Source organism: Candidatus Syntrophosphaera sp. (assembly GCA_019429425.1).
Classification (GTDB): domain Bacteria; phylum Cloacimonadota; class Cloacimonadia; order Cloacimonadales; family Cloacimonadaceae; genus Syntrophosphaera.
Genome location: JAHYIU010000064.1, coordinates 1 through 13,715 on the forward strand (window position 1 = coordinate 1; position 13,715 = coordinate 13,715).

General features: G+C 56.9%; 11 protein-coding genes. 7 read left to right on the top strand and 4 right to left on the bottom strand.

Annotation, left to right across the window (positions count from 1 at the left end):
• On the top strand, positions 1 to 232 hold a 232-nt coding region (locus tag K0B87_07235; GenBank protein MBW6514532.1), incomplete at its 5' end, for a hypothetical protein.
• A 383-nt stretch (positions 233 to 615) separates the two neighbouring features.
• Here the strand turns inward: K0B87_07235 and K0B87_07240 are convergent.
• Entirely contained in the window at positions 616 to 1,644 is a 1,029-nt protein-coding gene (locus K0B87_07240; protein ID MBW6514533.1) for a Gfo/Idh/MocA family oxidoreductase, read from the bottom strand.
• A gap of 194 nt (positions 1,645 to 1,838) precedes the next feature.
• Here K0B87_07240 and K0B87_07245 point away from each other — a divergent pair, with 194 nt between their 5' ends.
• From K0B87_07245 to K0B87_07270, 6 genes are all read left to right on the top strand, one after another.
• Positions 1,839 to 2,987, top strand: a complete 1,149-nt coding sequence (locus tag K0B87_07245) for a glycosyltransferase (protein ID MBW6514534.1) — start codon at positions 1,839 to 1,841, stop codon at positions 2,985 to 2,987.
• The gene (locus K0B87_07250) at positions 2,977 to 4,245 is read left to right on the top strand and encodes a hypothetical protein (GenBank protein ID MBW6514535.1); all 1,269 of its coding nucleotides are present in this window, start codon (positions 2,977 to 2,979) and stop codon (positions 4,243 to 4,245) included. Before K0B87_07245 ends, K0B87_07250 begins: the two co-directional genes overlap by 11 nt.
• Complete coding sequence (locus tag K0B87_07255) at positions 4,238 to 5,329, top strand: glycosyltransferase family 9 protein (GenBank protein ID MBW6514536.1); 1,092 nt, start codon at positions 4,238 to 4,240, stop codon at positions 5,327 to 5,329. The genes K0B87_07250 and K0B87_07255 overlap by 8 nt, the downstream gene beginning before the upstream one ends.
• Complete coding sequence (locus K0B87_07260) at positions 5,316 to 6,485, top strand: glycosyltransferase family 4 protein (protein ID MBW6514537.1); 1,170 nt, start codon at positions 5,316 to 5,318, stop codon at positions 6,483 to 6,485. Before K0B87_07255 ends, K0B87_07260 begins: the two co-directional genes overlap by 14 nt.
• On the top strand, positions 6,482 to 7,819 hold the full coding sequence (locus tag K0B87_07265; protein MBW6514538.1) for a polysaccharide biosynthesis C-terminal domain-containing protein: 1,338 nt from the start codon (positions 6,482 to 6,484) through the stop codon (positions 7,817 to 7,819). Before K0B87_07260 ends, K0B87_07265 begins: the two co-directional genes overlap by 4 nt.
• Positions 7,820 to 7,921: 102 nt before the next feature.
• Positions 7,922 to 10,432 (top strand): hypothetical protein, encoded by a 2,511-nt coding sequence (locus K0B87_07270; protein ID MBW6514539.1) that lies wholly within the window; start codon positions 7,922 to 7,924, stop codon positions 10,430 to 10,432.
• Positions 10,433 to 10,572: 140 nt separating this feature from the next.
• Here K0B87_07270 and K0B87_07275 read toward each other — a convergent pair whose 3' ends face one another.
• From K0B87_07275 to K0B87_07285, 3 genes are all read right to left on the bottom strand, one after another.
• A complete protein-coding gene (locus K0B87_07275) occupies positions 10,573 to 11,634 on the bottom strand; it encodes a peptidylprolyl isomerase (protein ID MBW6514540.1) in 1,062 nt (353 codons plus the stop codon).
• A 56-nt stretch (positions 11,635 to 11,690) separates the two neighbouring features.
• On the bottom strand, positions 11,691 to 12,893 hold the full coding sequence (locus K0B87_07280; protein ID MBW6514541.1) for a cofactor-independent phosphoglycerate mutase: 1,203 nt from the start codon (positions 12,891 to 12,893) through the stop codon (positions 11,691 to 11,693).
• A 5-nt stretch (positions 12,894 to 12,898) separates the two neighbouring features.
• On the bottom strand, positions 12,899 to 13,715 hold an 817-nt coding region (locus tag K0B87_07285), incomplete at its 5' end, for a threonine synthase (protein ID MBW6514542.1).

The window sequence follows — 13,715 nt, forward strand, 5'->3', positions numbered from 1 at the left end:
TGCGCTTTTTATCCGCGCCGATCCGCGTGAAACAAAGAAAAACAAGGAGGAAAATATGGATTGCGACCTGATCAAAGCATTGGCCCGGGAACTGGCCACCAAGGTGAACAAGGTGGTGGACATCCCGCTGGTGGGCGAGGAAGACGAACAGAGCTTCTTCGAACTGATCATCCTGATCCTGCTCGAGCTCATCTTTGCCAAGCTGGGCTTTGAGCTGAAAGTGGAGAAGTGATGTTCAAAGGGCAAAAGGGGAAAAGGGCAAAAGGGACGCTGCGCCCCTTCCGAGCCCCCCCATGGTGAGAAAAAACACTTCACAAAAGAGGCAACTGATAAAGAACTGGATCCCGGGTCAGGCCCGGGATGACAAGAAGGGCCCGGGGCTGGGTTTTCCGGCTCCGGGCTTCTTTTACCTACGGATTCGACGGATCATACGGATTGGACGGATTATTTGACCATATTCGCCGTGCCTTCCATTGGCTTGACCTTCAATCTGCGTGATCTGCGGGATCTGCGTGCTTATCCCTTCAAATCTGTGAGATCTGTGAAATCTGTGTGAGGCTCCCCCTTTCCCCCTATTGCCCTTAAAAATCCAAAGCCGTTAAGCTGAAACTTGGGTTACAAAGGCAGCGAGATCCTTTTACCGGTTTTGGCGGAGAGATAGATGGCCTGGATGATCTCGACCGATTTGCGTCCGTCGCGCCCGTCGGTGGAGGGATCGCCGCGGTTGAGGAGGACGTCGATCACGTTGCGGTAATAGGGGTTGTGGCCGAAGCCATAGACGTTGGGGGGCTGGTAATTGGAGTCGAGGGCGAGTTTGTCGTCATCGTCGTAGTCCTCGAATTCCCATTTCTCGATCTTGTTCACCGCCACGCCACCGATCTTGACGGTGCCCTTCTCGCCGATGATGGTGATGGAGCCCTCGAAATTTTTTGGATACGTGAGCATGGTGACGTTGATGGTGGCGATGAGGCCGTCGCGGAAATGGAGGATGGCGCAGCCGGTGTCCTCGGCTTCGATGCGCCGGGCCATGGTCGAGGTGTAGGACATGACGCTGTCCACATTGCCGAGCAGCCAGTAGAGCCCGTCCACATAATGGCTGGCCTGGTTCATGAAGGCCCCGCCGTCGAATTCCCAGGTCCCGCGCCACTTTTCGGCGTCGTAATAGGCTTGGGGGCGCTGCCAGAAAACATTTGACTGGGCGATGTAGATCCTGCCGAAACGGCCTTTTTGGATGGCGTGCTTGAGCAGCTGCATGGTGCTGTTGAGGCGGTTCTGCTTCACCACGAAGAGCTTGACCTTGTTGGCGTCGCAGGCGTGGATCAGCTTGTCCGCGGATTCGACGTTGATGGCCATCGGCTTTTCGGTGATGACGTGCTTCTTGCGTTTGGCCACCTCGATCCCCATCTGCGGATGCAGGCCGCTGGGGGTGCAGATGCTCACCGCGTCCAACTGCTCTTTCTCCAGCATTTCCAGATAATCGGTGTAGACGCTTTTGATGCCGTAGGTTTCCGCCACAGTCTGCGCTTTCTCCGGGATGAGGTCCGCCACCGCCACAAATTCCGCTTCCGGGATCTGCGACACAGCGTCGAAGTGGTTCTTGGAGATCCTTCCGCAACCGATCAGGCCCAATCTGATTTTATCCATTAACTGCTCCACTTTGCGAATGTTGATATTGGCGTGGCGAATTTCCGCCCGCTGCTGATGTTCAATAGCATACACCATAATTGGCGGGGCTGATTTTTGTAAAGCTATTTATTCCGGCGCGGAGGCTGGCGGCGGAAAAGAGTTATTGACAAAAACCGCCCCGCCGGCCGCTTTGAAACCATGCAAGAGGATAAATGAAGAAACTGCTGATTATCACGGATATGTATCCGCACGAGGCCAAAACCGCGTCCGGGACCTTTGTCCAGATGCAGGCGGAACATCTGGCAAACTGGTATGAGGTCAAGGTCGTGGCCACATTTTTCCCGGCGGAACACAAAGTTGTTGCGAGCCGGGAACAAAATTATGAGCTGGTGAGCATAGATTGGCCGGTACGGGTGTTTTTCCCGCTCAACGCCTTGAACTACCGGCGCCATGCCCTGCCGGCGATACGCAAGGTGATCCGGGAATGGGAGCCCGACCTCATCCATGTGCATGATTGCCGCCACCTTCCGGAGCTTTTTTGCCTGAGCAGGGCCCTGAGGAAGTTACCCGGCCGGAAGTTCCTCAGCGTCCATGCCGTCAAGACCCTGCCAGAGATGGCCGAAACACCCCTGCACGCCGTGTTTTACCGGCTGGCGCTGGGATCCGCCTACCGGGGCTGGGACCACGTGTTTTGCGTCAATGAGGGACTGCGCCAGCGCCTGGGCAAGTATGTGCCGCTCTCCCGCAGTTCCAACATCGGCAACGCGGTCACGGCAATCCCGGATCGCGAGGTGCCCCGGGAACTCGTGGACTGGCTCCACCCCGGCAGCTTTAAGATCATCAGCGTGGGCCGGCTGGTTGAAAGCAAGGGATTTGACCTGCTGATCAAAGCCGCCGCCGGATTGATCAGGCAGGGGCACGACCTTCAGGTGATGATCGTCGGAGAGGGCAGGGAAAAGGCAGCTCTGGCAAGGCTTGTTGAACAACTGGGCTTGAGCGGTTCTGTGCGTGTGACCGGCGCTCTGGACAATCCGCTGGTCCGGAACTTGTACGGGTTTTTCGACACCTTTGCACTTCCCAGTTACCGCGAGTCCTTCGGCGTGGTCTATCTTGAAGCCATGTCCGCGGGGATCCCGATCGTGGGGGTGAAAGGCCAGGGCATCGACGGGATCGTGGAAGACGGCAGCACGGGGGTTTTGACGCCGCCCCAAAGCCTGCCTGAGCTGGAAAAGGCGCTGCTCTGGCTGCGTCAGCATCCTGAGGAGGCCCAAGAGATCGCCCGGAAAGGCAGGGAACTGGCGCAAAGGGATTATGGGATGGATGCCCTGATCGCCAAACTGAGGGAACGCTATGAAGCCTGAGCTCCTGATGCTGGTCAATGAGTTTCCGCCCACCGCGGAAAGCGGGGTGCAGCGACCGCTTAAATTCCTCAAATACCTGGACAGGGCGGGCTGGAAAACCTTTGTGGTTACCCCCAAAAAGCCCACCAAAACGATTCTGGACCACAGTTTGTGCGGGGAGATACCCCCTTCCGCCAGGATCCATAAGACGGGCAGCCTTGGTTTTGGAGGCCGGAGCGTGGACCGGGTTGCCGAACTGCGCTTTGCCGGGGTAAGAGGAGCTTTCAAGCCCCGGGCCCTGCTTTCGAGATTTCTGCAACTCATTAACCACGTGTTATTTCCGCTTGACAAGCAGATAGGCTGGTTTCCATTTGCCTATCTAAAAGCCTGCCAAATAATAAAGATACACAAGATCAGAAATGTCTACATAACCGCTTATCCCTACTCCGCCTTTCTGGCGGGGATATTGCTCAAACGCAGATTCAAGGACAGGATCTTCTGGGTGGCCGATTACCGCGACGCCTGGCAGTTCGAGCCTTTGATGGCGGAAAAACTCCCCGCGTTCAGGATGAGGGCCATCAGGAAACTGGATGAGCTTGTGCTCAAAACCTGCGACATGGCCCTGTTCACCACGGAAGCCGTCCGCCGGACCTATATTCAGCATTATCCCTGGCTGGAGGCCAAATCCAGCACCATCACCAACGGCTATGACGAGGATGATTTCCAGGCCCTTGAGCCAAGGTCGTTCGACAAGTTCACGATCCTCTTCATGGGCAAGCTCTACAATCCTTTCAGGCCAAACGTCATGCCTGTTCTGGAGGTGATCAAAAAACTGGATTGGCAGGAATTCCAGTATCTCCACATTGGCAGCATCAGCCCTGAGGTGGAGGACCTGATACGAAAGCGGGGTTATGGTTTTTATGACCATCGCGGTTACATGGATCATCGGGTGGCACTGGAATATGTTCTGGGCGCGGACATTGTGCTTCTGATGATCAACGACGACAAATACTCGCGCGAGTTTTTTCCCGGCAAGCTGTTCGAGCTGCTTCGCGCAGGCCGCCCGCTGTTGACCGTGGGGCCCCAAAGCTGCATCGTAAAAGACGTGATCGAGGAAAGCGGGGCGGGTGAATATGTTTATGCCGGCGATCCGAACGGCATTCTGGCGGCTTTGAACAGGCTGAGGGAAAATCCCGGGAAATATGTTCCCAGGCGGGACGTGGTTTCCAGATTTGACCGGGAAAGACTTTGCCGGCAACTGATCGGGCTTTATGATTAAACTGCGCAACATACTCAAGATCGCGCTCATGTATGCCGCGTGGTTGCTCTATAGGTTCAGAAAGGCAAGCCAGCCGATAAGCGGAAGCGAGCCCCGCAGGATCTGCGTTTTGTATCTCTCGGGATTGGGGGATATCCTTTGCGCGTCCTTCTTTTTCCGCCAGTTGAGGGAACGCTTTCCCGATGCGGTGATCAGCGCCTGCCTGCCAGCCGGATTTATCGATCTGCAACAGAAATACTTCCGGTTTGACGAGTATATCGCCCACACCGGTTATCGGGCAACACTCAGGCAGATCCGCAAACTGCAGCCTGATCTGATCATCCTCCCGGGCTGGCTGCTGAGAAACTCGGTCCTGGCGCTGCTTAGCAATGCCAGGGCGGTTTTGGGCTACATCAACGACCTCAGTTTCAGCAACCACTTTCTGAACCGGTTCAAGCTTGAAGCCGTGGGCAGGGAAGTTGAGGAATCCTGGATCGACATGCGCTCCTGCCACCTGAGCGAAAGGCCGGCCCTGATCAGCGAAAGCCTGGGCATCCGGCCGTTCAAAGCCGGGGATGCGGATATCTCCCGAATGAAGATAGCCGAAGATCATGCCGTGATCCACGCCGGAGGGGAGTTTGTGGGAAAGCGCTGGCCGCCAGGGCAATACGCGGAGATCATCAACCACCTCCTCGAATCCGGAATCTGCGGGAAAGTGTATCTGATCGGTGATAGCCTGGATGCCAAGGTAAATGCCGCCATCTTAAGCCTGGCCAGCTCACCCGGGACCATCGACATGGCGGGCAAGCTATCCCTGGTTCAAAGCCAGGATTTGATCGCCCGGGCAAAGCTATTCATAGGAAACGATTCCGGGCCCATGCACATCGCCGCCCTGAGCGGGGTGCCCACCCTGGGTCTGATGGGTCCATATCTTTCCAGGATCAGCGGCCCCCTGGGTGAGAATTCGCGATCTTTAGGCTATGTTTTCCCCTGCAGCGGCTGCGACCAGCGCGGCTGTAAATATGATTACCGCTGCATCAAGGCCATCACGACCGAAGAAGTGGTCGCCACCATCAGGGAAATGACCGGCCATGCCCAGGATTAAGATCGTCCGGATCATCACCCGGCTGAACATCGGCGGGCCGGCCATCCACGTGATGGAACTGGCCGACATGTTCAACAACGGGGATTACAGCACCACCCTGATCTACGGGAACGTGGAAGGCAACGAGCAGGACATGCTCTATCTGGCGCAAAACTATGACCTGGAGCTGGTCAACATCCCCGCGATGGGCCGTTCCGTGAGCCCCCTGGCCGATCTGAGCGTGGTTTGGCAGCTTTGGCGCGTTATCAGGAAAATCAAACCGGACATTGTCCACACCCACACCGCGAAAGCCGGACAGCTTGGACGGCTCGCGGCCTGGCTGGCAAGGGTCCCCGTGATCCTGCACACTTTCCACGGGAATAATTTCAGCGGCTATTTCAGTCCTCTGTTGAGTTGGTTTTCCGTGGTCCTGGAACGCCTCATGGCTCGCGTTTCCCAAGGCATCATCTCCATCAGCGGACAGCAGAAGGCGGAGCTGCTTAAATACAGGATCGCCCCGGAAACCAAGATCAGAGTGATCCCCAGGGGAGTGGATTTGGCCCGGATCACCCACTCTGAAAGCGTCCGGGGGGAGTTCAAAAAAGAATTCGGGATCCCCGCTCGATACAGGCTGGCAGCCTTTGTCGGCCGCCTCACCGCGATCAAGGACCCCTTTCTGTTCCTGGAGATTGCCTCAGCCATCCTGGCCATCCACAAGGACGTGATTTTCGTGTTCGCCGGCGACGGCGAGCAGAAGGAAGACCTGAAGGCCAGGGTGCGGGAACTGGGGCAGCAGGAAAATATCATTTTCAGCGGATTCATCCAGGACCTGCGGCCGCTTTACGCGGACCTGGACATCTTGCTGCTGACCTCCAGAAATGAGGGAACGCCAGTCGCGGTCATCGAAGCTATGGCCAACGGGGTGCCCGTCATCGCCAGCCGGGTGGGCGGAATACCCGATCTGATCGAGGACGGCGTGAGCGGGACTTTGCTCAATGCTGGCGATATCGCGGGTTTCTGCGCCGCGGTTTCCGCTGCCCTGAACGAACCTGAGAAATGCCTCCGGATGGCGGATGCAGCTTTGGCCAGGGTTCAAAGCGAATATTCCCTCGAACGGCTGCAAGCGTCCATGACAGAGCTGATCCACGCATTGCTTCCGGAGCCTGAGGACCGGTGAGCTCAATCAACTTGAAAAAGAACATCATGATGGGCGGAAGCGCCAGGCTCATCATCATGATCCTCGCCTTTTTCAGCAGTTGGATCAGCGCCCGCTACCTGGGCGTGGAGCTCAAAGGGCAATACAGCTATCTCGTCACGATGGGGAGTTTCATCTGGATGGTGCTGGATTTGGGGCTATATCACAGCTACCCATACCTGATCCGCAAATCACCCGGCAAGGTCAACAACCTCTTTGGCTGGAGCGTGCTCACGTTCCTGGCCGAGACAATTCTGCTCTGTGCCATCGGGCTAATACTGATCAATTTCTGGAGCCGGGCATTGGGTTTTGATTTCAATCCTGTGTACATGCTGGCCTTTGTGGCGCTGGTCACATTGAGGAAATTCTTCATGCAGATGCAAAGCCTGTATCTTGGATTGGATAAGATCTGGCTTCATTCCATCGGGCAGCTGATCAATTCCGCCACCTTCCTGCTACTCATCTTATTGGGATATTTGCTCCTGCGCGGCGCGGACCGCCTGGCCTGGGTATTGGGGGCTGTATTGATCGGGCTTTCTGCGAGCATCATGTTCTTCATGTGCAGGCATCATTGGGATCTCTCATTCCGCAAGCTTGATCTGGGCTATGTGTTTTCCTCCTATAAATTCGGGATCAGGGTGTTCATATCCGCCCTGCTCATTTCTTTGATGATCCGCGCGGATATCCTGCTCATCAGATACTTCCTGGATTTCAGCCAGGTGGGGATCTACTCCATCAGCGCGCATGTGGTGGATCTGCTCCAGGCGGCCTCAAATGTGGTGGGCGGCATGCTGCTCGTAAAGCTTTCGGACACCGCGGACGACCTTGGCAAATGGATCGTGATGCGCAAGATGCTGCTGCTTTTCTTTGTGTTTTTAACCGCTGCCAATCTGGGCTTCCTTATGCTGGGCAGGTTTGTGCTGGCGATCCTCTACGGCGCTGAATTCGTGCCCGCCTATCCGGTTTATTTGTGGCTGATCCCGGCCAGCTACGGGCTCAGTTTCGGTTCCCTGTTCAACAACTATCTGAACAGCAAGGGCTTCCCGGTCATCACCATCGTCATCGCCGGCCTCGCCCTGGCCGTCAATATCGGGCTGAATCTCCTGCTGATACCGCTTTGGGGGATCAAAGGGGCCGCGCTCACCACCAGCGTTTCCTACCTGCTGTGGTTCATTTTGATCATTGCCTGGGAGCAGAAACAGACCGGGGGCAAAATGCTGAAACACCTGGTTCCGGATAAGGGGGACTGGCTGGAAGTGCGGGAAACTCTTGCGCAGGTGCTGGCCAAGGCCAGGCAGCAACTGCACAGGCATTGAGTTTGGCAAAATTGAATCAACTCTTTCCGGAGCAAGGGGCAGGCTTGAGAAACGTTCCAAGCTCCGCATAGTAAAAGTTTTATCAGACACAGGGGAGAGATCATGACAAGAGCATACCTTGCTTTAACGGTCCTGCTGGCTTTTTGGCTGGGAGCGGCCCCTCTGGCGGCCAAACACTCAGATGGATTCATGCTGGGGGTCTATTCTTCGATCAACAACAGCACCCAGGAAGACCGCGCCCTCCGCGACACGCTCTGCAGCATCATGCACAGCCTGGGCTACAACGCCACTACGATCAAGACACGCTCGGACGACACCGGATTGCCCGGCTTGTTTCAGATCATGGATAAATATGGCCTGGACGCCATAATCAACGATTTTGCCTGGAACAAATCCCTGGCCCATGAACACCGCTTTGCCTCCCACACGCTGGCGATTTCCAATTACGCGCGGTTCGAGGCCGAATACGCCAGCGAAGCTGAGCTGCGGCCGGGCGACAGGTTCAACAACCAGTTCTGGTACGCAGCCCGCAGCGAGAAAAACCAGCCGCGGGTTGGGAATCCGCTACGCTCAGCCGGCTCGTCCAACGGCTGGAGTTGGCAGGCCAGGACGGGCCGCGACAACAAAGGCTATCTGTTAACGGACCTGCGCTATCGCTGGCCCAACCGGAACGGCTTCCATGTCCGTTTCGGGGCTGAATTCATGCTGTTCCAGAACGACCCTTCCCTGCTGGCGCAGGACCACATCTGGGTGAAATTCCGCTTCAGGGTCACCGATGTCCAAAAGGGATTGAAACCCGAAGATCCGCTGCTGCGCTTCTATCTGGCCGGATATGAGTTTGCCGGTTCTGGCTTTGCCAGCCAACCGCAGGTCCTTGACCACATCGGCAAGGAAGGAAAGGCCCCGGAAACCATCCTCAGGGCCGGAGATCTAGCGGGGATGGATGATCCCGGCGTTTACCAGGACCTCTGGATCCGGGTTTCTTATGCCGATCTGCTGGACGCCAGGCTTCTGACCTTCGATCACGACCTCAATCCCTCGACTCCCGATTCCCGCGACAGGATCCGCCTCGTCAATCTTAATCCGCGGGTCTGGTGGTATGGCAACTGCAACGTGGAGCTCGATTATGTGGAGATCGAAGACCAGATTCACCACGACCTGCGCTCGGACAGCGATTTCTGGAATGACGGCATCCGCCGCCGCATGCGCAGCGTGATCGCCCAGAGCGAAGGCAACGTGAAAGCCTTTTACTCCTTCGACGAACCGCTGCTGGGCCAGTTCGACAGTTTCCGCCTGATCCAGGAAGCCGCCGCGGAGGACGGGATCGAATATTTCACCGCCGTCTATGACCATCAGCACAAGAACTTCGTGCTGGACAAGCAGAGAGGCATCCGCTACGACCATGTCGACGCCTTCCGCAAGCTGGCCCGGCCCAGGATCATCGCCCCGGACATTTATCCCCTGACCCCTGATCTGGACTGGTCTCCAGGCCCCAGGGACGATGGCCGCTTCATCCAGGACGTGCTGGACGCCACCCTGATCAGGACCTACCGCGAAAGCAAGCTCTACCGCGATGCGGAGCAAGGCAGGAAATTCTATCCGATCGTCCAGGTTTTGGGCGGCTGGGCCAAACGGGACAGCCGCCAGCAGTGGAATCTCTGGCAAAAACCGCCGCTGGCAACGCAAAAGGCCCTGCTCTACCTGCCTCTCTGCTTCGGACCGGACGGCATCCTCCACTACAGCCTGAGGAGTGTCCAAACTAGCGAGGGATACGGGCATCACGTGATCACCAATTCCCAGACTGGAAGCAAGAACTATCCCTATCCGAGCCCGGACCCGGTCATCTGGCCGGCCGTGAGTTCCACCAATCCCCGGGTGAAGGAATACGGCCTGATCCTGCTGAATCTGGATTGGCTGGGCTCAGAATCGATCGGGACCACCTCAGTGGGCGGCGACAGAGGGAAAAAGCAAGCCCTGCTCGGTTCTTTGCTGGTGTTGCCATCAGGAGAGGGCGACTACGAAGGCTACGTCCAATGCGCCTATTATCGGGACTCCGAAGGAAATCCCCAATATATGATTGTTAACCGCAGGGGGAATTATTTCGCCCCGGACATTATTACCGAGGCCCGTTACGTCCCCGACGCCGAATACGATAAGTATTTTCCCGAAGCCGGTCCCCAGGTTCTGAGATTGACCTTCAGTTCAGCGGCCACGCGCAGATTCGGCAAGAATCTGCTGCTCTACGACCCCTATGCCAAAGTGTACTATCCCACCGCCGGGAAGAGCGCCGAGATCTCATTGCCAGCCGGGGAAGGCAGGCTGCTCCAGCTTTTTGGGACTTTGCCCCCGCAAACCAAGGGCAGACACAAGATCGATGGGACAACGGTCGTCAGTGGTGACGTGACGCTGCAGAAATGCGCCAGGGTCACTCTGGACAAGAATTCCCACCTCATCCTGATGCCCGGGACGACGCTGACAGTGGGACCCAAAAGCAGGCTGCTTCTGAAAGGGAAGGTCACCCTGATGGAGAACGCGAAGATCATCGTCCGGGGAAATCTGAAAGACGAATCTGTCCGCAAGGAACTTGCCTCCGGGACCGCCATCGGCAGATAAAGCCCTCTTTCGCTCAAGCTATGCCGGTTGAACTCTCGCCCTACACATCCCGTACTTTATTCGGAGTGTGTAGGGCGAATGTAGGACCGGCGTAAGTTCCAGCGCTGAGGGCGGAAAAGGGGCTCTTTCTTAAAGTGTGCTCAATAGACCGCGCATCTCCTGACGACCTGGTGGCTGGCGGAACTGGCGCGGATGATGTACACTCCCGCGGGAACCCGCTTTCCCTGCTCGTTCCGGCTGTCCCAGAACCAGACGCCGCCGTGTTTCAAGTCTTCCGGAGCGCCGCGGACAAGTCTGCCCCGAAGGTCGTAAACTCCGAGGGAGAAGAGCTCCGGGGAATTGGAGTTCAGCCTGACAAAGGTCCCCTCCTTAAAGGGATTGGGGGAGATCTCCAATGTGCCGGCCGCTGGCGGGATGGGGTCGTCAACAGCCAAACCCTCCACCCAGACATCCCAAACAACGTCATGGCTCCATTCCGCGTTGCTGACCCTGCAGGTTACGGTGTAGGCGCCGTCGGAGAAAGTGGTCTCAAAGATGAAATCCGTGCTGCCGGGTTGAGGGACGTCGTTCACAAACCACTCGTAAGTGATGATGTGGTTTTGGGATGAGGCTTCCACGATGAACATCTGCGGATGGCCTTCAGCGCAGTAATACAGTGTGGAATCAGGCGGTGTGGTGGTTCCGATGGAAAGGTCCAATACGCGCAGAGTGTCGATGGTGACCGGCGTGATGGGCCGGTCGTTGGCATCCACGGGCACAAGTCCGATGTCCAAAACCACGTCCAGGCCCTGCAACACCTTGCCGAAGATGGCGTAATTTCCGTCCAGATGGGGCGCCGGGGCCAGGGTGATGTAGTATTGGGAGCCGGCGGAATTTGGATCTGCGGAACGGGCCATGGCCAGAATACCGGCCTGGTCGTGATGAAACCCCGGATAGATCTCCAGGGGAATGGTGTAGCCGGGGCCGCCGTAACCGGTTCCGTATGGGCATCCGTCCTGGATCACGAAGCCCGCCACCACGCGGTGGAAGATCAGGTCGTTGTAAAATCCGCTGTTGGCCAGATCCAGGAAATTGTTGCCCGTGATCGGAGTCTGCTGCTCATAGATCTCGGCGGTGAAACTGCCCATGGATGTGCTCCAGCGGGCGAAATGCAGCGCGCCGAGGCCACCGCAAACGGCCAGCAGCGCGCAACAGGAAATCATGAAGGCCACATTTCTCATGGCATACCTTCCTCGTTGTTTATAGGGTCTATTTGGTCTCAGGCAAACAGGGTTCGGATGAATTCGCCGTTTTCCAGATACCCATGGGATCCGGCTTTGGCGCTCTCCTCATCGTAGCGGTCAACGGAATCAGGCCCCTCTCCGGGTTTGTAGATCACGAAGGGAACCGGATCGTGGACGTGGCCGCGGGTTGATACGGGGGTCGGATGATCGGGTAACAGGGCAATGGCCACCGGTTCGGCAAAGTTTTGAAGTGCGGACATGATGGGACCGACCACACGGGCATCGATGGCTTCGATGCATTTGGTTTTGAGGGAGGCGTTGCCTTCGTGGCCTGCCTCGTCCGCGGCCTCGATATGCAGATACACCATGTCCACCTCGCGGATCGCCTCCAAGGCGGCGGCCACCTTGCCTTCGTAATTGGTGTCGTAAAGCCCCGTGGCTCCCTCAACGTGGATGACCCGGAATCCGGCATAGACCCCGATCCCGTGGAGCAGATCGACCGCGGAGATCACGGCTCCGGTTTTGCCAAACAGCTCCTGATAGGTCCGCATGCGGGGTTTTTTTCCCGCCGACCAGAACCAGGCCGAATTGGCAGGGTCCTTTCCGGCGGCTTTGCGGGCCAGATTTACTGGATGATCTTTCAGCAGAGCTTGGGAACGGATGATCAGATCGGTGAGCAGTGACGCTGTCTCGATTCCGGAAGCTGAGGTCGCAACCGGAAGAACATCTCGCCAGGGCGAGCCCGGAACGTCATGGGGCGGAGTCAGGCTGATCGCGGGATCGCCGTTCTTGAGCACCAATAGGTGGCGATAGCTGACTCCGGGGTGAAAAGTGACAATCTCGCTGCCCAGTTCGGCGTTCAGGTGTTCGATAAGCAGCCTGGCTTCGGGGGTGCTGATATGGCCAGCCGAATGGTTCTTGATCTTTGCGTCCTCCAGGCAAAGCAGGTTGCAGCGCATGGCCAGATCAGCATCGCCAATGACCACGCCCATGGCGGCGCCTTCCAAAACACCACGGCCCTGATAAACTTCACGCACGTCATAGCCCAAGACTGACAGGTTCGCCACTTCGGAGCCGGCTGGCATGTCCGGGGGCACGGTGCTGAGAATTCCGCTCCGGCCGAGTTTGGCCAGGCGGTCCATGTTCGGCTTCTGAGCGGCCATCAGCGGTGTTTTGCCACCCAGTTCCTCCAGCAGATAGTCCGCCATGCCGTCACCAAGTATGATCATGTATTTCATATGCTTTAGTGGTTGTCTTGCAAGTATTGCTTGAATACGCTATATGCAAATTCAAGCGGAACAATGGTTTCCGGTTTATCATCCAGCCCCTGTAAAGAGGGCGGAAGCTCAGGATCGAGGTCCAGCAGTTCGCGGATCTTTTCCGGAAACTTGGCCGGATGGGCTGTTTCCAGGGACACGCAAACCTTGTCTGCGTCCTCCGGATGGGCTTCCAGATAGCGCTGCAAACCGGCCCAACCCACGGCTCCGTGAGGCTCGAGCAGCACCCTGTGTTTTTCCCAAGTGTTTACAATGGTGGCCTCTGTCTCCCGGTCGTTTATGCTGATCGCGAAGAGATCCCTGTGCAACCAAGCCTGGTCGGGTTGTTTATGGATCATTCCCTTTTCGTCCATCTGCCCGCCGTAGAGGGCGATGAGGCGGGCCACATTGCTGGGATGGCCGACGTTCATGGCGCTGGAAATGCAGTTGCGGGAGGGGGCGATGACCTTATACATTCCGGTGTCCATGAAGATGGGGAATTCGTCGTTCTCGTTGGTTGCCACCACGAAGCGATGGACAGGCAGGCCCATGCGGGATGCGATCAGGCCGCCCATCAAGTCTCCGAAATTGCCAGAGGGTACGCTGAACACGATCTTTTCCCCCGGCCGGGCCAATCGTGAATAGGCGTAGAAGTAATAAACCGTCTGGGGTATGAGGCGTCCGATGTTGATGGAATTGGCTGAGGAGAGCTTCAGATAATCCAGTTCCGGATCATTGAAGGCGCGTTTGACCAAAGCCTGGCAATCGTCGAACTTGCCGTCTATGGAAATAATGCGGACATTT